The organism is Psychrosphaera haliotis (assembly GCF_039523615.1).
Classification (GTDB): Bacteria; Pseudomonadota; Gammaproteobacteria; order Enterobacterales; family Alteromonadaceae; genus Psychrosphaera; species Psychrosphaera haliotis.
The window spans coordinates 142,452-161,614 of record NZ_BAAAFQ010000006.1; the positions used below are offsets into that span (position 1 = coordinate 142,452).

A 19,163-nucleotide genomic window follows, 5' to 3' on the forward strand; every position below is an offset into this window, starting at 1 on the left:
TATCTACTTCTCTGGTTAACTTATCTCAACCAATGACTATTTATTATTTATATCAAGTAACTGCCAAACAGAGTTAGCAGCCCTAGCACTTGCATCTCTTTTTATTTCAACATGCAACTTAGTAAACTGGTCAATCATTTGTGTATTCGTATGCTCAAGCATTGGCTTAACATGGCTCACCAAGTTTTCTACTGAAGCGTCATCTTGTATTAACTCAGGTACAATTTCTTTACCTGCCAATAAATTTGGTAGGGTAAAAAATGGCGTTTTAATAAGTCTTTTAAATATCTCATGGCTAAACCAACTAACCTTATAGGCAGTTACCATTGGCGTTTTCATTAGCATGGTTTCTAATGTAGCTGTACCTGACGCTAATAAAACAACATCCGCGGCTCCCATAACGACTCGAGCGTTAGCGATAGAGACGTTAACATCTAAATCTGCAAACTGCTCATCAATAATACTTTGGATTTGTTTTGCTCTAAATTCGTTAACCGCTGGCACCAAAATAACCAGAGTAGGAAACGTCAGTTTTAGCTCTTGAGCTGCTTTTAAAAATGGCGCTAATAAAAACTTAATTTCTGAGCCACGACTGCCAGGTAATACAGCCAGTACTTTTGTTTCAGCCTCAAGTCCAAGCTCCGCTCGGCACTCTTGCTTTTGACTTTCAACGGGGATTTGGTCTGCTAATGTATGGCCCACAAAATCGCAAGGGACATCATGTTTGTCATAAAATGCTTTTTCAAAGGGTAACAAAGCCAGAACTTTATCCACCGCTTTTTTAATAGTTTTCACCCTAGACTGACGCCAAGCCCAAACCGAGGGACTAACGTAATGTACTGTTTTAATGCCCTGCTCTTTTAATTTAAGTTCTAACCCTAAATTAAACTCAGGCGCATCAATACCAATAACAACATCGGGCTGCCAATCGATTAAATCTGCAATGAGCTGTTTTCGTTTTTTTAAAAGACGAGGAAGTCGTTTTAATATTTCAACAATTCCCATTACTGAGAGCTCTTCCATATCAAAATAACTTGTTGCGCCGAGGGCCATCATCTTAGGGCCGGCAACACCTCGATATTCAATGGTTAAACTTTGTTGTTTAGCTAGATCAGAAAGCGCCGACATTAAGTCAGCGCCCAATAAGTCACCAGAGTGTTCTCCAGCAACTATGCCTATTTTTAAGGTCGACATATTTCTCTTTCTATTTGAGTACTTTCTACGCGAGTAGAATTGCTAATTTAACGAATTATGCCACGCGAAGATTGTTTTACAAAATTAGTAAAGTCAGCCACTGACGGATCAGAATCATCAATTTCCTCTAATGCCTCTGACACTTTAAGGCCTTTTCTATACAAGGTACGATAGGCCGATTTGATGGCACTAATCTGTTCTGTACTAAAACCACGACGCTTTAACCCTTCAGAGTTTAACCCTTTTGGTTCAGCGCCATTACCAGCAGCTAAAATATACGGAGGAACGTCTTTAACAACAATACTGTTTAAACCAATAAAGCTATGCGCGCCAATATGAACAAACTGATGCACACCAACCATTCCACCTAATATTGCCCAATCACCTACATGAACGTGGCCTGCCACACTGGCATTATTAGCAAAAATAACGTTGTCACCTATCATGCAATCATGAGCAACGTGGGTATAGGCCATAAACAGGTTATTACTACCAATTTTAGTTAGGCTTTGATCTTGAATCGTACCACGGTGAATGGTTACATTTTCACGAATAATATTGTTATCACCAATCTCTAGTCGAGTTGGTTCGCCGTCATATTTCTTGTCTTGGCAATCTTCACCTACCGATGAAAACTGGAAGATTTCATTATTACTGCCAATAATACTAGGGCCTTTTACAACTACGTGACTATGAATCACTGTATTGTCACCAATAACTACATCGTCACCAATGATAGAATAAGGGCCAACACTTACATTTTTGCCTAGTTTTGCTTTTTCAGAAATGATTGCGGTTTCGTGTATCAAATCAAAGTCTCTTTTATTAATTAGTTAAACTAAAGTACGCGCCTAGCACACATTATCTCTGCACTTGCGGCGATTTTACCATCGACTAGCGCTTCACCAGAGAATTTCCAAATACCACGACGCTCTTTGATAAACTTAACATGGAAGTGTATTTGGTCTCCTGGGGTTACCGGTTGTTTAAAACGAGCATTATCAATTGCTGCAAATAAATATAGCTCATTTGGATCAACTTCACCCTTTTGAGCTTCAATAGTCTTAAACCCTAATAATCCAGTTGCCTGAGCCATAGCTTCAAGAATCAATACTCCTGGAAAAACAGGTTTCCCAGGAAAGTGACCAGTAAAAATTGGTTCATTTATTGTCACGTTTTTTATTGCGTGCAAAGTTTCACCAACTTTGTAATCTATCACTCGATCAATTAGCAACATAGGGTATCTATGTGGCAGGTATGACATGATTTCTTCAATTTCAAATGTATTCAATTGCTCAGACAAAATTTGTCTCCTTACAAGCTGCAATCTAAACTACTACGGTATCTTCTTTTCTAAAGTTCTCACCCGATTAAATAGTTCAGTCAATTTTCTATAGCGTGCCGCATTATTGCGCCACTCTTTATTTGTTGTTGCAGGCATCCCTGATGAATATACGCCAGGCGTCATTATATCGTTAATGATAAAGGTTCGCCCAGTAATATAAGCTTTATCACAAATATTTAAATGGCCCGCTATACCAACACCACCACCAATGGTGACATTACGACCGACCTTAGTACTGCCAGCTATCAGTGTTCCGCCCGCTATTGCGGTGTAATCACCAATTTCAACGTTATGGCCAAGTTGGATTTGGTTATCAATAATTACCCCAACTCCAATAACTGTATCTTCGATTGCACCGCGATCTATTGTTGTATTAGCACCAATCTCAGTGCCTTCACCAATAGTAACGCCGCCTAATTGAGGAATTTTGATCCAGTTTTGATTTCCATTTTTATTTAATGGTGCGTAACCAAAACCGTCTGCACCAATTACTGAGTTGCCTTGGATAGTACAATTTGAGCCGATAGTTACATTGTGATAAAGCGTTACATTTGGCCATAGTCTTGTGCCTGCACCGAGTATTGTACCCTGCCCGATGAAGCAACCTGCTCCGATCTGTGCATTATCGCCAATAATCACATCATCTTCTATTACTACATTTGGGCCTATGGCTACATTTCTGCCAATAGTTGCAGTTTTACCAATTACAGCGGAAGGCGCAATGGTCTTAATTTGTTGTGGGGTTGTATCGAGCTTCTGAGCCACAAGAGCAAAACCAACGTATGGGTTTTCCATGACTAATGCAGCTTTGCTCCAGACATTCGCCATGTCAGGACTAAGAATGACACATCCAGCATTAGAGCTTTCTAAGTGCTTTTGGTATTTTTTATTTGCTAAAAAAGTAATGTCACTTTCTGTTGCAGCGCCAATAGTAGCTATTTTTCTAATAGTAAAATTTTCATCGCCTTGAACCGTCACTTTCAGCCCAGACTCAGAGGAAATCCAATCAGCTAATTCTTTAAGCGTAAATTTCATTAAAAATCTCCAGATACAAAAAAACCCACTCTAGAACTTAAAGTGGGCTTCACTATTGTGATGTAATTTTACTTAGCTTTACTTGCTTTTTCTACTACAAGCCCAGTAATGTCTTTTTCTGGCTTAACAAACGCGACTGATTGAGCTTGAAATACAACATCAATCTTTTTCTCTGCAGCAACTTCGTCAACGGCTGTCTTAATGATGGTCATAATTTGATTACGCTCTTCACCTTGGCGACGACGAATCTCTTCTTGTAAAGGCTGAGCTTTAGCTTGGTAAGACTGTTGCATATTTTCAATGTCTGTACGGAGCTTTTCTTGTTGCTCTTGGCTCATAGTCATTGATTCACGTTGGAATTTTTCCATGCTGAATTGAATGTCGCTTTTAAGCTTTTCAACTTCTTCTGCTGCACCAGCAAATTCTTTTTGTAACAGTTGTTGCATTGCTGCCGTTTGAGGCAACTGTGCAAATACTTTTTGAACGTCTACTACTGCAATCGATTCAGCCCAAGCCGTAACCGAAAATAAGATGCCCGTTGTTAAGGCTAAGATTTTTTTTGCTAGTGTCATTTTTTACTCCAAAATTAAAGAACTGTTTTCCTAAAAGGTAGTTCCGATATTAAAACTAAATACTTCATGTTCATCTTCTTCATATTCTTTTAATGGTCTTGACCATGTGAATACTAAAGGTCCCATTGGGGATAACCACTGAAGACTAATACCTGCAGACATACGATAACGACCTGCATCAGAATAATCAACTAACTTCGAACTTTCTGATTCATCTAGGTTGTCGTAAGCGCTAAGATCAAACTCTGTATCCCAGACATTTCCCGCATCAACAAATATTGACGTTCTTACTGAGTTTGAAAAGTCATCAGACAAGAATGGTGTTGGTGTTATCAGCTCTATACCTCCAAACACAGATGCATTACCACCTGTTGCTCTGAATGTTGTGCTAATAATATCAGAGTCTGGACTAACTATAATGTTGTCATAACCACCTATTCCATTTGGTGCTCCAACAATACTTTGTGCAGTTCGAACTATGCCTTTGGGCCCTATTGTATTACTTTCAAACCCTCGCAGGTCATTTGATCTCTGCTGCATATTTTCCCAGAATGGAAGAGTTTGGTCACTGCCATTCAATGTTCCATAACCATTACCATAGTTAGCTTCAAATCGAGTTAGTAGTGTCCATTTGTGATCATTTGTTAGTGGGAAGTAGAACTTCGAATCAAAATTAAATTTAAAATATTCTACATCCGAACCTGGTACCGATATTTTAAAGCCATAATATTGACTAGAACCATCAGACGGGAAAACACCTCTGTTTAATGTATTTCGAGTCCAGCCTATATTTGCTTCAAAGTTTTCGAAGTCATACTTAGTATCTGGATTAGTAGGATCTATAAATGCTTCTGCAAATTGAGTTATTTGGTCGTAAGGTTGAAGAGATGAAATCTCAATATCTTTATAAGCGACTCCAATACTAACTCTATTATTTTCCATTACTGGCCAACTTAATGTAGGCCCAACTGTAACTGTTTTTCTAGAGTACGTAACGAGGTTAACTTTTGATGCATCATAGTTACTGTAGGCTATTTGGCCACCAAGCGCGACACCATCATCAGTAAAGTAATTATCCGTATAATTCAATGAAATAGTTTGTTGCGCTTTCCACGTATTAAGCCCAATACCTACTGAATTACCCGTACCTAAAAAGTTTTCTTGTTGTATAGAAGTATTAAATGCCAATCCAGTATAGTCACCGTAAGAAATACCAGCTTGAAAAGCGCCAGAAGCTTGTTCTTTGATGCTAAACACTACATCAACTTGATCTTCTTCTCCAGGTAAAGCTTGTGTGCTGAAATCAACGCTTTCTATATATTTTAAGCGTTGAATCAGTGTTTTTGACATTTCTAATAAGTTATTTGAAAGGGTAGCACCTTCAAACTGGCGAAGTTCGCGTCGCAAAACCTCATCCGATGTAGAGAAGTTTCCGACAAATTTAATACGTCGCACATAAACTCGTTTGCCCGGTGCCACAGAAATTGTTAATGCTACTTCTTTTGTTTCGTCATTTGCTTCAGGAATTGTCTGAACTTTGGCATTTGCGTAACCAAAGCGACCTAAATATTTAGTGATCATTTCTTCGGTATAAGTAACTAGCTCACCATTATAATACTCACCTGACCTTATTGGTATAATCTTGCGAATAAAGTCTTCTTGATCTAAGAGGTCACCTACCAGTTCAAATCCGGTAACTGTATAAGGTTCTCCTTCATCTACATTTAATGTTACGTATACTGATTCTTTATCTGGTGCTACTGACACTTGTGTAGACTCTAGATTATACTTTAGGTAACCTTTTTCTAAATAATAATCTCTAATGGTTTCCATGTCGCCTTGCAATGCTTGCTTCTGGTAACGGTCATTATCCATAAACTGCCACCATGATAGGTTTTGTTTACTCTCTATTCTCGAAAGAAGCTCTTCGTCGGAAAATACGTCATTACCTACAACGTTAATCTGTTTTATCGATGCAGCATCACCTTCAATAAAATCAAACTTCAATTTAACTCTATTCCTAGGTAAGTAAGTAACAGTTGAAGTAATTGCAGCATTATACTTACCAACACTGTGGTAAAAGTCCATAAGACCTGATTCAACCGTTTCAAGAACTGTCTTGTCGAGTGACTCACCTATTCTAATATTACTATCATTTAAGCTTTGTTGTAGTTGCTCATCTTTAATGTCGCTATTTCCATCAAATTCAATGGAACTAATAGTCGGACGTTCAGCTACTTTGAATATAATTTTATTGCCTTCACGATACGCTTCGATGTTTGCAAAAAAACCAGATGAATAAAGCTTCTTTATGGATTGTGCAACGTAGAACTCTGAAATCTGATCGCCTACATTAAAGGGAATATGAGTTAACGCAGCACCTAAAGCTACGCGTTGAAGGCCATTTACTTGAATATCTTCAATGACAAACTTTTCTTCATTGGCATCAGACAACCAACTCGCACTTACTAAAAAAATACCAATTAAGATTTGTTTCATTATTATTTTAATTCCAATACAACTACTACTGACCGTTCACAACGCACTATAAACGGCCAAAATCATTAAATAAAGCGATTCCCATAATCATGAACAGTGCAATAGCACCGAACCGGAACCCCATTTCCTGTACCCTATCAGAGACAGGCTTGCCTCTAATAAGTTCAATAATAAAATACATTAGGTGCCCGCCATCCAACACTGGTAAAGGCAAAAGGTTTACAACACCTAAATTGACACTAATTAGCGCCATAAAACTTATAAAATATACAAAACCGCTTTGAGCACTAATACCAGCGCCTTGGGCAATAGCTATTGGACCACTTAAATTTTCTAGACCAATGGCACCAGTGACAAACTTCCCAATCATATTAAAAGTGAGTTTGATTAAATCCCACGTTTTAACAAAAGACTGACTTATAGCGGGCAAAATAGCATATTGATTAGTAAATACATAGTCTTTTGGCCACTCTTCAAATTTTGGTGCAACCCCTAGATAGCCTTGTGAAAACCCTTCCTGCGTAGGTCTGTTTGCTGGCCTTACAGTAAGGGTTTGTATACTGCCATCGCGTAGCACCTTGGCTTCAATTGCTTTATCTGCTGAATCAGTGATAATTTCTACGGCTTGTGACCATGACTCAAGTTCAATTTCGTCAAAAGCAACGAGCAAATCGTCAACTAAAAAGCCTGCGGCTTTTGCAGGCCCATTTTCATCAATGTAATTTAAACTCAGAGTTGCTTCCGGTGAAAAAGGTGTAAAACCAAGAGAAGAGAACAGCTCGCCATCTTCTACTTTCCATTGTGCGGTTTTTACATTAATTGCGAGTTCTTTTTCATTTCGCATTACTGACATTGGAATAGTTGGATTTCCAATTTGATCTATTAGTTTATATTGCACCGAAGACCAATCATTAACACTGTTATCATCTATCTTGATAATTAGATCGTTTGTTTGAAGTCTCGCTTCAGCTGCTGCAGAGTTTTCTTGAACATCACCTATAACTGGCTTTAAAGCTGGCACTCCAATTAGTAACATGACAAATATTAATACTACTGCAAATATAAAGTTCGCTAATGGACCTGCAGCAACAATCGAAATTCGTCTAAGCACGTGTTTTTGATCAAATGAAACCGACTTCTTATGTTCAGGTACGTCGTCAACTCGACCATCAAGCATTCTGACGTATCCACCCAATGGTATTAGACCAATTACATATTCAGTTCCGTTTTTACCAATCCAAGAATAAATAGGCTTACCAAAGCCAATAGCAAAACGAAGTACTTCTACACCATTTTTACGAGCAACCCAGTAATGCCCATATTCATGAACAAATACTAAAATACCTAAGGCGACTAGAAAGCTCACTACGTTTATTAATATGTCCATTAAACATTTATCCCTTCGGAGATTTTTTCTAACGCTATTTGTCTGGTTTGACTATCTAATAACAAAATGTCATCGATAGACTTAGGCTTGTTGCCACCTAGTTGTTCTAAACACCATTCGTTCAGTTTTGCGATGTCTGTAAATGATATTTGTCTTTGTAAAAATGCTTCAACTGCAATTTCATTGCTCGCATTTAGCACGGTTGTTGCTCCTTGTCCTAACTTAGATGCTTCTAGAGCCAGTCGTAAATTAGGGAAGCGTTCAAAGTCTGGCTCACAAAACGTGAAGCTCGCTAACTTTGTAAAATCTAATGGCTCAACTCCCGATGCTATTCTATTTGGATAGGCTAACGAATGCGCTATTGGAGTACGCATATCAGGTTGTCCCATCTGAGCTAAGACTGACCCGTCTGAATAAGACACCATGGAATGAATAATACTCTGAGGGTGCACAACTACCTTTATTTGTTCAAAAGATGCATTGAACAACAGGCGAGCTTCAACAAACTCCAATCCTTTGTTCATCATAGTTGCTGAATCAACTGATATTTTTGCACCCATACTCCAGTTAGGGTGTGCAACTGCGAGTTCTGGTGTAATACAATCAAACTCGTCGATTGGTCTATTTAAAAACGGACCACCTGAGCCCGTTAACAAAATTTGTTCTACCCCTGATGCTTTTAAATCACCGCCTTGTTGGACTTCAAGCGGGAGGGATTGAAAAATAGCGTTGTGCTCACTATCGACCGGTAACAATTCTGCGTTATTCTCTTTAACAGCGTCTAAAAATAGCTGTCCGCTCATTACCAACGCTTCTTTATTTGCTAAACAAATTCGTTTACCCGATTTAGCCGCTGCCATCGTAGGAACTAATCCCGCACCCCCTACAATCGCTGCCATTACGATATCAACACGATCATCGCTAGCAACATCAACAAGGCCTTGTTGCCCGCTCTTAACGACCGTCGACAAACCTAGCTTGTTAAACTCATCTTGCAACGCCTGTGCTGCCTTTTCGTTCGCCATTACGGCGAAGGTAGGACGATAGGTTTGGCAAATTTTTACCATATCTTCAACGTTTGTATTACCTGTGACAGCAAATAAGGAATAACTTGATAAATGGCGAGATATAACATCTAACGTAGATAAACCGATAGAGCCTGTCGCGCCTAAAATAGTGATGGATTGCATCAGAACAACTTACAGGTAGAAGTGGCTAAAAAATACTAAGAACACAGGCATTGCTGCGGTCAGAGAATCTATTCTATCTAGTAAACCACCATGGCCAGGAAGGATGTTGCCACTGTCTTTTATACCAGCGTCGCGCTTAAGCATGCTTTCACTCAAATCACCGAATGCAGAAACAACACCAATAACAATGCAACAGGCTGTTAAAGCTAACCAATTTGCAAAGTCTATTTCGTTATTCCAAAGTACAATTAATGTAAGAACCACAACCGCAAACATACCGCCCAAAAATCCTTCTATGGTTTTTCCTGGACTTACATTTGGCATTAACTTGTGGCTACCAAATTTTTTACCGGCAAAATAAGCGCCAATATCCGCCGACCAAACAATACTGAATACAAATAGCGCTAACCAAGCACCGCTGTCTTTATCAAGTAAATAATGATATTCGCGAATAGTAAGAAGCGCTAACCAAGCAGGAACAAGTGTTAAATATCCAAATACAGCTTTTACCACAGGTTGGTGTTGCCATACTCGATTTCCACGTGGGTAAATCAAAACTAAAATTGAACTAATTGTCCACCAGACACAGGCAAGAACCATTATTAAGTAGTTATTTTCGGTTAGTTGCCCTGTGAATGTCCATAATGAAAAGTCCAAGAAGCCCGCGTATAAAGCGATGCCCGCTACAACTGAACCTACAGCATAAAGTAACTGGTACTTAAGCTTAGAAATTTCCGCAAATTTACTCCACTCATAAGCGCCGTAACCAAAAACAGCCAGTGATGCCCATGCAAACCAATCAAATGGCATGGTGAATAATGCTGACAATAAAATTGCAGCTAAAATAACTGCGGTAATAATACGTTGTTTTAACAAACTAATTTCCCAATTTTAAATTTCGTTCTGTTTTATTTGCTCGCCAGTCAGCCCGAAGCGACGTTCGGTGCCGGCAAAGGCTTCAACCGCTTGTGCAAAGCTAAGCTCATCGAAGTCTGGCCAATATACAGAGGTAAAATGGAGTTCGGCGTACGCCAACTGCCATAATAAGAAGTTACTTATGCGAGACTCGCCGCCAGTGCGCACTAACAAATCGAGTTCAGGCTGATCCGCCAAACACATGTATTTGCCAAGCAAAGTCTCGTCAATGTCATTTGCGTCTAATTTACCTGACTGAACATCATTGGCAATACTTTTTGTTGCATTAGCAATATCCCAACGACCACCATAATTGGCAGCAACATTAAGGGTAAGTCCGGTATTAGCTTCTGTCATTTGATGTGCAGAAGTGACTTTCTTTTGAATTTTTTCACTAAAAGCAGAAATATCGCCCACTATTTTAAGGCGAACATTATTCTTATGAAGCGTATTTACTTCTCGAGTCAATACCAGCATAAACAATTCCATCAGTCCACTGACTTCATCTTCTGGTCTTTTCCAATTTTCACTCGAAAAAGCAAATAACGTTAGAGATTTTACACCTACTTTTCGGGCAAAACGAACTGCTTCTCGAACGGCATCAACGCCCTTCTTGTGCCCATAAACTCTAGGCATTCCTTTCTGTTGCGCCCAACGTCCATTGCCATCCATAATAATACCAACATGCTGTGGTATTGAAGATGAATAGTGTTCTAGAACTTGATCTACAACGTTACTTTTTGCCATTTTATAACCTACATGATAATAAAAACGCCGTGAGCTCGAACTGCAACGGCGTTTTTACTTAACTTATTGAGTTATGGATTATATTTCCATTAACTCTTTTTCTTTTGTTGCTACCATCGCATCAATTACTTTCATTTTTGCGTCAGTCAACTTTTGAATTTCGTCTTCTGATTGACGAGCTTCATCTTCAGAAATATCTTTGTCTTTTAATAGTGATTTAATATCACCATTGGCGTCACGGCGAATGTTACGTACCGCTACACGACCGCTTTCAACTTCGCCTTTAACAACTTTAACTAAATCACGACGACGCTCTTCAGTAAGTGGAGGAAGTGGAATACGAATTACCGTGCCTGCTGACATAGGGTTTAAACCTAAATCAGACTTCATGATTGCTTTTTCAACCGCTTGAGACAAAGATTTGTCAAAAACAGTAAGAGAAAGCGTACGGTTGTCTTCTATTGTTACATTCGCTACTTGATTAAGTGGCGTATCTGCACCGTAATAAGAAACCTGAATACCATCAAGTAGGCTTGGGTGTGCACGGCCTGTACGAATTTTATTTAGTTGAGACTGAAGCGACTCAATACTTTTGTCCATGCGAATGGCTGCATCTTTTTGAATTTCATCTAACACAGTAAATATCCTTCGATTAATTCTATTATTTGTCTAATTTAGTAACAATTGTGCCTTCATCTTCGCCCATAATGACACGCTTTAACGCGCCAGGCTTGTTCATATTGAACACACAAATAGGAATGTTGTGGTCTCTAGCTAGAGTAAATGCTGCTAGGTCCATGACTTTTAATTCTTTTTCAATTACATCTTGGTAATCAAGTTCTCTGTACAATGTTGCTTCTGGATCTTTAACCGGGTCAGCAGAATAAACACCATCTACTTTTGTCGCTTTAAGAACAACATCAGCTTCAATTTCAATACCACGTAAGCAAGCTGCTGAATCAGTAGTAAAAAATGGGTTGCCCGTACCAGCAGAGAAAATCACAACTCGACCGCTTTTAAGTAAACTAATACCTTCGGCCCAAGAGTAATCGTCACAAACACCTTTTAATGGAATGGCAGACATTAAACGAGCGTTTACATGCGCTCTGTGCAAAGCGTCACGCATTGCAAGGCCATTCATAACCGTCGCTAGCATTCCCATATGGTCGCCAACAACACGATTCATACCGGCTTCAGCTAATGGTGCACCACGAAAGATGTTTCCGCCGCCTAAAACGACACCAACTTGGATATCTTGCTCAACTAGCTCTTTAATTTCTTGAGCCATGCGGTCTAAAACTTTTGGGTCAATCCCAAAACCTTCATCGCCTACTAAGGCTTCCCCGCTAAGTTTCAATAAGATGCGTCTATAAACTGGCTTTGTGCTCATTAAGGCTCCCGATAAGATTTAACAGAGGTGCAAATTGCGCCGTATTCTATGCCAAAACGAGAGGATTTACAAAACAAAAAAAACCGTAACAGGTCGCCCTATTACGGTTTTTGTTTAGCTGTTAAGCGCTTATGGAATTAAGCGTTTTTAGCAGCTTCGATTTGTGCAGCAACTTCAGCAGCAAAATCTTCTTCTTTTTTCTCGATGCCTTCACCAACTTCTAAACGTACGAAAGAAGTAACTGATGCGCCTTTTTCTTTAAGGATCTCGCCAACAGACTTTTTAGGTTCCATGATGAATGCTTGACCAGTAAGAGAGATCTCACCAGTAAATTTCTTCATACGACCAGTAACCATTTTTTCTGCGATTTCAGCTGGCTTGCCTTCGTTCATCGCGATTTCAATTTGGATACGCTTTTCGTTTTCAACAACATCAGCAGGAACGTCAGTTGGATTAACGAATTCTGGCTTGCTTGCTGCAACGTGCATTGCAACGTGCTTAAGAGTCTCTGCAGAACCTTCACCAGCAACAACAACACCAATTTTCTCACCGTGACGGTAAGAAGCTAAAGCAGCACCTTGAACGTACTGAAGACGACGAACATTCATGTTCTCACCAATTTTAGCAACTAAAGCAACACGCTCTTCTTCGAACTTTTCTTTAAGTACGTCGATAGTTGTTACTTCAGCAATCGCTGCGTCAGCAACTTTGTTAGCAAATGCTAAGAAGCTTGCATCTTTAGCAACGAAGTCTGTTTGACAGTTAACTTCAACTAAAACAGCAACACCGTTGTTTTCTTTGATGATGATCGTACCTTCAGCAGCAATGTTACCGGCTTTTTTAGCCGCTTTTGCTTGACCGTTTTTACGCATGTTTTCGATCGCTAAATCGATATCACCGTTAGTTTCAGTTAGGGCTTTTTTACAGTCCATCATGCCCGCGCCAGTGCGGTCACGAAGTTCTTTAACTAATGCAGCAGTTACTGCCATGGTCTTGTCCTCTAATTTGTATGATTATCGCTTGTCAGCATAAATGCTTTATAGCGCTAATTTATATAATTTGGAAAAGGGGCCATAAGTATGACCCCTAAAATTGTTGTAATGATTAAATCGGGATTAACGATTTATTACAGCAATTATTATTCAGCTTCTACAAAATCTTCAGCTTGAACTTCGATGTTGTTAGAACGACCTTCTTTAATCGTTGCAGCAACAGATGAAGTGTATAACTGAATTGCGCGGATAGCGTCATCGTTACCAGGAACAACGTAGTCGATGTTATCTGGGTTCGAGTTTGTATCAACAACAGCAACAACAGGAATACCTAGGTTGTTTGCTTCAGCGATTGCAATGTGCTCGTTGTCTGCATCAATGATGAAGATAACGTCAGGCAATCCGCCCATGTTTTTGATACCGCCAAGGCTCTTTTCAAGCTTTTCCATCTCACGAGTACGCATCAAAGCTTCTTTTTTAGTAAGCTTTTCAAAAGTACCGTCGTCAGATTGTGCTTCCAAATCTTTTAAACGCTTGATTGATTGACGAACTGTTTTCCAGTTAGTCAACATACCACCTAACCAACGGTGATTTACGTAGAATTGGTCGCTAGCAATTGCCGCTTCTTTGATCGCTTCGCTTGCTGCACGCTTTGTACCAACAAATAAAACTTTACCTTTACGCGCAGAAACAGACTTGATGAAATCAAGTGCTTCGTTGAACATAGGAACAGTATTTTCTAAGTTGATGATATGAACTTTGTTACGAGCGCCGAAAATGAAAGGTTTCATTTTAGGGTTCCAGTAACGAGTTTGGTGACCAAAGTGTACGCCAGCTTGTAGCATGTCACGCATAGATACGTTTGCCATTTTTATAATCCTCTATTGGGGTTAGGCCTCCATATATCCCATTCCAATCCGACCGCTTCATTTTTCAATGATTTGGCACCCCGGAGAATGTGTCGATATATGTGTGTTATTTAAATTAAAGTTAAGTGTTGTTTCTTGATTTAAGAAGACAACATTCTTACTAATACAAAAATGTTTTAAGGAAACCTGAAAAAACCTTTGTAAAAATAAGGCGCGCTTTATACCATAATAGACCAGTGAAACACAACAAAATCACTCAAAAATTGCTCATTTTTTGACATTTTTGCCGATATCAATGGTTTTGTGACTAATAACATCTTGAGAGGGTCATATGGGCGCGGTAATAAAAACACCAGAACAAATAGAAAAAATGCGAGTTGCTGGTCGACTGGCTGCTGAAGTTTTAGAAATGATTGGTCCACACGTTAAACCGGGTGTAACCACTGACGAATTAAACACACTTTGTCATAACTACATTGTAGATGTTCAAGGGTGTATTCCTGCGCCGCTAAACTATGGTCAACCTCCATTTCCTAAGTCTGTATGTACTTCAATTAACCACGTAATTTGTCACGGTATTCCAGATGACAAACCGTTAAAAGAAGGTGACTGTGTCAATATTGATGTGACTGTTATTAAAGACGGTTTTCATGGTGATACTTCAAAAATGTTTTTTGTTGGCCAACCTACTATCATGGCAGAACGTTTAGCTAAAGTAACTCAAGAATGTTTATACAAGGCCATTGAATTAGTAAAGCCTGGTTGTCGTTTAGGTGACATTGGCTCTGTAATTCAAAAGCACGCTGAAGGCCATTCATACTCAGTAGTTCGTGACTTTTGTGGTCACGGTATTGGTGAAGGTTTCCACGAAGAACCACAAATTGTTCATTATGGCCGCCCTGGTACAGGTGAAGAATTAAAAGAAGGTATGTGTTTCACTATTGAACCTATGATTAATGCTGGCACACACAAACTTAAAATATTGCCAGATCAATGGACTGCAGTTACGAAAGATAGAAAGTTATCTGCACAATGGGAACATACGCTATTGGTAACCTCCAATGGAGTTGAAGTGTTAACGCTTCGTTCTGATGAAGATTTCCCAAGAACGATAGAACACTAACACTAAACAGGAGCGATTATCGCTCCTTTTTTAATGCTGTACATTCGCCATCAATAATAACAATTCGAGGCTGAAAACAACGTGAAATCAAAAATCCCAAGTCATTTACTTGCGCCCTTACCTTTGCCTTTTGACATGCCGATTTATAAGCAAAGGTTAAATGATTTTTCAACATGGAGCAAAGAGCATTTTAATCTAATATCGGTAAGAAAATTAGTACAAGCTCGAGCGACTTTTGTTGATTTTATGTTGTTAAATATTTGGCAACACTGTGGGTTAAATGATGAAGCTGATGTCACTCTTCTTGCTGTTGGTGGTTATGGTAGAGGCGAGTTACACCCAGAGTCCGACATTGATTTATTAGTGCTTACAAACTCAAAGTTAACAAATAGCGCCAGTGAAAAAATATCCCAATTTTTAACCTTGCTGTGGGATTTTAAATTTGACGTAGGCCACTCAGTACGAACCATTGCAGAGTCAATTTCTTGTGCTAGTGAAGACATTACGATTGCCACAAATTTAATGGAAAGACGGCTGTTATGCGGCAACAAACTGAACTTTGATACGTTAGAAACAAGTTTAGCTGAATCAAATTTCATGACGAGTAAAGAGTTTTATTTAGCAAAGAGAGACGAACAAGAACGTAGACACAAACGTTACTTTTCAACCTCTTATAATCTAGAGCCAAACCTTAAAGCTAACCCAGGTTGTTTACGTGATTTACAAACCATTTCATGGGTTGCGAAAAAGCACTTTAATACTCAACACATTACCGACTTAGTAAAAGAACAATATTTACTGCAAGACGAATATCAAGAGATGTTAGAGTGCCAAGATTTTTTATGGCAAATGCGTTTTGCTTTGCACCTAGTAGCTAATCGAAATGAAAATAGACTGTTATTTGATTATCAACCTCTGGTTGCCGAAACCATGGGCTTTGGTAAAGATGGCAAAGCCGCTGTTGAACGAATGATGAAGCGGTTCTTTCGTGTTGCCAGGCGTGTTACCGAACTAAACACCATGTTATTGCAGCGATTCAACTCCGCGATTCTAGGTACGAAAGAACAAACCATTATTATTGATGATGACTTTGCTATGCACGGTAGTTCGTTACTTATACGCCACAATGATGCATTTTTCTATCGCGCTAATATCATTAAAATGTTCATTCACATAGCCGACAATCCGCACATTAAAACACTACATTCAGATACAATCCGATTACTACGTAGAGTTCGCAGAAGGCTCATGGGCGATCTACATGACTTAGAAAAATGTCGTTCTATGTTTATGACGTTTCTACGTCACCCTAACGCCTTAGGTCATGCATTTACAATAATGGTTAAGCACAGTGTTTTGGCTTACTACATGCCAAACTGGCGACACATTGTCGGCCAAATGCAGTTTGACCTATTCCATGCTTACACAGTAGACGAACATACACATAGGCTCATAAAGAACATTCATCGCTATTCTTTGGCAAAATATAAAGATGAGTTTCCTTTATGCAGCGAAATTTACAAGCGATTAGATAAGCCGGAGCTGTTGACACTCGCGGGCATATTCCACGATATCGGGAAAGGTCGAGGTGGTGATCATTCTAAGCTAGGCGCAATAGATGCGACCAACTTTGGTACTCTTCATGGTTTACCAACATCAGACAAAAAGCTTGTCAGCTGGTTAGTGGACAATCACTTACTTATGTCTATCACCGCACAAAAGAACGACATATATGACCCAGGTGTTATTGCTGACTTCGCAAAAAAAATTAAAGACGAAACTCGATTAGACAACCTTTATTGTTTAACCGTGGCAGATGTTAGAGCAACAAACTCAAACTTATGGAATGAATGGAAGAATACACTTTTATCAGACTTATATTTGGCAACCAGACGAGCATTAAGACAAGGCTTAGAAAACGCTAAAGACATGAGAGAGACAGCAGCCTCGAACAAAGAACAAGCGCTTTCATTGCTAGACGCATTAAATCTAGACTTAGAAAGAGCTGCACAAATATGGAAGCAATTCCGTACTGTGTATTTTACAAGGCACAGCCCACAACAATTGGCATGGCATACTGAACATTTGTTATCGCACAAAAATCGAACTAAAAAGCCTTTGGTATGGCTAAGTAATCAGTCGGTTAGAGGCGGGACACAAGTATTTGTTTATGCAAAAGATCAGGCTGGCCTGTTCGCTAATATTGTTTCGGTTTTCCACAATAAAAACGTTAACGTTGTGGACGCACATATAATGAATACCAAAGATGGGTATTTAATCGATACATTCATCGTGTTGGATCATGACAATACGGTTATAGACTCTCAAAGTCGTCGAGATGACATTAAACAAACTATTGAGCAAGTCCTCACCGGTGAAGTCACGATTAAGCGAGCTCAGAAACGAGTACCAAGACAAATCAAGCAATTCTCGATGCCGCTACGCGTTAAATTTATGGACGCAAAAAGCAACAAACGTGACATGATGGAGTTTACAGCCCTAGACACACCAGGATTGCTCGCTAAAATAGCCACAGTATTTAGCGAAATGAACATATTGCTGTACTCAGCAAAAATTTCTACAAACGGTGAAAAAGCAGAAGATATATTTAAGATATCAACCTCTGACAGAGAAAGATTAGACGAACAACAAAAGAAAGCTTTAGTCGAGGCGTTGCAAGCTGAGATTAATGACTGAATAAAGGAAAATTATGAGCACGTTACAACAAGTTATTGAAAATGCATTTGAGCAAAGAGACAGTATTACACCAAGTACTGTGAGTGCAGAGATTAAATCGGCCGTTGAAGAAGCATTACAAATGTTAGATCAAGGCAAGGCACGTGTTGCCGAGAAAGTTGCTGGCGAATGGGTTGTTCACCAATGGCTAAAAAAAGCGGTTTTATTATCATTCAGAATAAAAGATAACGAAATTCATGATGGCGGCGAAACTAAGTACTGGGACAAAGTAGACAGTAAATTTGCTAGCTACACAGAGCAAGACTTCAGAGAACAAGGTATGCGAGTTGTTCCTCCTGCAGCAGTTCGTAAAGGCGCTTTTATTGGTAAAAATGTAGTTCTGATGCCTTCGTATACAAACATTGGCGCTTTTGTTGATGAAGGAACAATGGTTGATACTTGGGCTACTGTAGGCTCATGTGCACAAATTGGTAAAAACGTACACCTTTCTGGTGGTGTTGGTATTGGTGGAGTACTAGAACCGCTTCAAGCTAACCCTACTATTATTGAAGACAACTGTTTTATTGGCGCTCGCTCTGAAGTAGTTGAAGGCGTTATCGTTGAAGAAGGTGCAGTGCTTTCAATGGGTGTTTATATTAGTCAGTCTACTCGTATTTATGACCGAGAAACTGGTGAGATCACTTATGGTCGAGTACCTGCTGGCGCGGTAGTTGTGCCAGGGTCATTACCTTCTAAAGATGGTTCTCACACTTTGTATGCCGCTATTATTGTGAAAAAAGTAGATGCTCAAACTCGTGCTAAAGTTGGCGTTAATGCCCTTCTTAGAGGCATCGACGAGTAGCGTTCTGGCAACTCAGGGAGCTATTCTTTAGCTCCCTGAGTTAGTCGTCAATAAACACGATAATTACTAGCTTTCTAAATAAAAACCATTCATAAGCGGTATTCTTATGCTCGATAACCCAGAAGTACTAAAACAAGCCGTAAATACTATTATGCCGTTTGGCAAGCACGCGGGTAGAAAGTTAATTGACTTGCCAGAGCCCTATCTAGTTTGGTTTTACCAACAAGGGTTTCCAGAAAACAAGCTTGGTCAACAATTAGCTTTAATGTACGAAGTTAAATTAAATGGATTAGAATCGGTACTAAAACCGTTAAAAACTCCCTATTAACATTTTGTAATACTTTTTTTTAAACTTTTTATTTCACCT

General features: G+C 39.3%; 18 protein-coding genes. 4 read left to right on the forward strand and 14 right to left on the reverse strand.

All coding sequences use genetic code 11. The features are described from left to right. Positions 1-36: 36 nt before the first annotated feature. The 14 genes from lpxB to rpsB form a co-directional block, all read right to left on the reverse strand. Positions 37-1,194, reverse strand: coding sequence for a lipid-A-disaccharide synthase (lpxB, locus tag ABD009_RS08915; protein WP_343824616.1), 1,158 nt, complete (start codon positions 1,192-1,194; stop codon positions 37-39). Between the two features lie 47 nt (positions 1,195-1,241). Continuing rightward, positions 1,242-2,003 (reverse strand): acyl-ACP--UDP-N-acetylglucosamine O-acyltransferase, encoded by a 762-nt coding sequence (gene lpxA / locus ABD009_RS08920; RefSeq protein ID WP_343824618.1) that lies wholly within the window; start codon positions 2,001-2,003, stop codon positions 1,242-1,244. Between the two features lie 29 nt (positions 2,004-2,032). Beyond that, positions 2,033-2,497, reverse strand: a complete 465-nt coding sequence (fabZ, locus tag ABD009_RS08925) for a 3-hydroxyacyl-ACP dehydratase FabZ (RefSeq protein WP_155694374.1) — start codon at positions 2,495-2,497, stop codon at positions 2,033-2,035. A 33-nt stretch (positions 2,498-2,530) separates the two neighbouring features. Then, entirely contained in the window at positions 2,531-3,574 is a 1,044-nt protein-coding gene (lpxD, locus tag ABD009_RS08930) for a UDP-3-O-(3-hydroxymyristoyl)glucosamine N-acyltransferase (protein ID WP_343824621.1), read from the reverse strand. A gap of 68 nt (positions 3,575-3,642) precedes the next feature. Beyond that, positions 3,643-4,146, reverse strand: a complete 504-nt coding sequence (locus ABD009_RS08935; protein WP_343824623.1) for an OmpH/Skp family outer membrane protein — start codon at positions 4,144-4,146, stop codon at positions 3,643-3,645. A gap of 30 nt (positions 4,147-4,176) precedes the next feature. After that, positions 4,177-6,651 (reverse strand): outer membrane protein assembly factor BamA, encoded by a 2,475-nt coding sequence (gene bamA / locus ABD009_RS08940; RefSeq protein ID WP_343824847.1) that lies wholly within the window; start codon positions 6,649-6,651, stop codon positions 4,177-4,179. A 40-nt stretch (positions 6,652-6,691) separates the two neighbouring features. Beyond that, the gene (gene rseP / locus ABD009_RS08945) at positions 6,692-8,032 is read right to left on the reverse strand and encodes a sigma E protease regulator RseP (RefSeq protein WP_343824625.1); all 1,341 of its coding nucleotides are present in this window, start codon (positions 8,030-8,032) and stop codon (positions 6,692-6,694) included. Next, positions 8,032-9,222 (reverse strand): 1-deoxy-D-xylulose-5-phosphate reductoisomerase, encoded by a 1,191-nt coding sequence (gene ispC / locus ABD009_RS08950; protein ID WP_343824627.1) that lies wholly within the window; start codon positions 9,220-9,222, stop codon positions 8,032-8,034. Before ispC ends, rseP begins: the two co-directional genes overlap by 1 nt. A 9-nt stretch (positions 9,223-9,231) precedes the next feature. After that, complete coding sequence (locus ABD009_RS08955; protein ID WP_343824629.1) at positions 9,232-10,098, reverse strand: phosphatidate cytidylyltransferase; 867 nt, start codon at positions 10,096-10,098, stop codon at positions 9,232-9,234. A gap of 15 nt (positions 10,099-10,113) precedes the next feature. After that, complete coding sequence (uppS, locus tag ABD009_RS08960; RefSeq protein WP_343824631.1) at positions 10,114-10,884, reverse strand: polyprenyl diphosphate synthase; 771 nt, start codon at positions 10,882-10,884, stop codon at positions 10,114-10,116. Positions 10,885-10,962: 78 nt separating this feature from the next. Further along, positions 10,963-11,520 carry a ribosome recycling factor gene (gene frr, locus ABD009_RS08965; protein ID WP_343824633.1) on the reverse strand — a complete coding sequence of 186 codons (558 nt, stop codon included), beginning with the start codon at positions 11,518-11,520 and terminating at the stop codon, positions 10,963-10,965. Between the two features lie 25 nt (positions 11,521-11,545). Beyond that, the gene (gene pyrH / locus ABD009_RS08970; protein WP_155694388.1) at positions 11,546-12,274 is read right to left on the reverse strand and encodes a UMP kinase; all 729 of its coding nucleotides are present in this window, start codon (positions 12,272-12,274) and stop codon (positions 11,546-11,548) included. 137 nt (positions 12,275-12,411) lie between these two features. Continuing rightward, positions 12,412-13,263 carry a translation elongation factor Ts gene (tsf, locus tag ABD009_RS08975; RefSeq protein ID WP_155694390.1) on the reverse strand — a complete coding sequence of 284 codons (852 nt, stop codon included), beginning with the start codon at positions 13,261-13,263 and terminating at the stop codon, positions 12,412-12,414. A gap of 149 nt (positions 13,264-13,412) precedes the next feature. Then, positions 13,413-14,135: a 30S ribosomal protein S2 gene (rpsB, locus tag ABD009_RS08980; RefSeq protein ID WP_155694392.1), complete on the reverse strand. Its 723-nt coding sequence runs from the start codon at positions 14,133-14,135 to the stop codon at positions 13,413-13,415. Positions 14,136-14,466: 331 nt separating this feature from the next. On the opposite strand from rpsB, the gene map reads away from it, so the two are divergent. The 4 genes from map to ABD009_RS09000 all read left to right on the forward strand — a co-directional run bounded on the left by map (position 14,467) and on the right by ABD009_RS09000 (position 19,124). After that, positions 14,467-15,258: a type I methionyl aminopeptidase gene (gene map / locus ABD009_RS08985; protein ID WP_155694394.1), complete on the forward strand. Its 792-nt coding sequence runs from the start codon at positions 14,467-14,469 to the stop codon at positions 15,256-15,258. Positions 15,259-15,339: 81 nt separating this feature from the next. Next, positions 15,340-17,955, forward strand: coding sequence for a [protein-PII] uridylyltransferase (glnD, locus tag ABD009_RS08990; protein WP_343824639.1), 2,616 nt, complete (start codon positions 15,340-15,342; stop codon positions 17,953-17,955). Positions 17,956-17,968: 13 nt separating this feature from the next. Continuing rightward, positions 17,969-18,796, forward strand: coding sequence for a 2,3,4,5-tetrahydropyridine-2,6-dicarboxylate N-succinyltransferase (gene dapD, locus ABD009_RS08995; protein WP_343824641.1), 828 nt, complete (start codon positions 17,969-17,971; stop codon positions 18,794-18,796). Between the two features lie 106 nt (positions 18,797-18,902). Further along, complete coding sequence (locus ABD009_RS09000) at positions 18,903-19,124, forward strand: DUF3820 family protein (RefSeq protein ID WP_155694398.1); 222 nt, start codon at positions 18,903-18,905, stop codon at positions 19,122-19,124. Positions 19,125-19,163 lie beyond the last annotated feature (39 nt).

What these genes read in the sequence shown, in the direction of transcription:
- lpxD (WP_343824621.1), bottom strand. Translation starts at nt 3,574, where the DNA reads ATGAAATTTACGCTTAAAGAATTAGCTGATTGGATTTCCTCTGAGTCT.
- ABD009_RS08935 (WP_343824623.1), bottom strand. Translation starts at nt 4,146, where the DNA reads ATGACACTAGCAAAAAAAATCTTAGCCTTAACAACGGGCATCTTATTT.
- rpsB (WP_155694392.1), bottom strand. Translation starts at nt 14,135, where the DNA reads ATGGCAAACGTATCTATGCGTGACATGCTACAAGCTGGCGTACACTTT.
- dapD (WP_343824641.1), top strand. Translation starts at nt 17,969, where the DNA reads ATGAGCACGTTACAACAAGTTATTGAAAATGCATTTGAGCAAAGAGAC.
- pyrH (WP_155694388.1), bottom strand. Translation starts at nt 12,274, where the DNA reads ATGAGCACAAAGCCAGTTTATAGACGCATCTTATTGAAACTTAGCGGG.
- lpxB (WP_343824616.1), bottom strand. Translation starts at nt 1,194, where the DNA reads ATGTCGACCTTAAAAATAGGCATAGTTGCTGGAGAACACTCTGGTGAC.
- ABD009_RS09000 (WP_155694398.1), top strand. Translation starts at nt 18,903, where the DNA reads ATGCTCGATAACCCAGAAGTACTAAAACAAGCCGTAAATACTATTATG.
- tsf (WP_155694390.1), bottom strand. Translation starts at nt 13,263, where the DNA reads ATGGCAGTAACTGCTGCATTAGTTAAAGAACTTCGTGACCGCACTGGC.
- rseP (WP_343824625.1), bottom strand. Translation starts at nt 8,032, where the DNA reads ATGGACATATTAATAAACGTAGTGAGCTTTCTAGTCGCCTTAGGTATT.
- map (WP_155694394.1), top strand. Translation starts at nt 14,467, where the DNA reads ATGGGCGCGGTAATAAAAACACCAGAACAAATAGAAAAAATGCGAGTT.
- uppS (WP_343824631.1), bottom strand. Translation starts at nt 10,884, where the DNA reads ATGGCAAAAAGTAACGTTGTAGATCAAGTTCTAGAACACTATTCATCT.
- ispC (WP_343824627.1), bottom strand. Translation starts at nt 9,222, where the DNA reads ATGCAATCCATCACTATTTTAGGCGCGACAGGCTCTATCGGTTTATCT.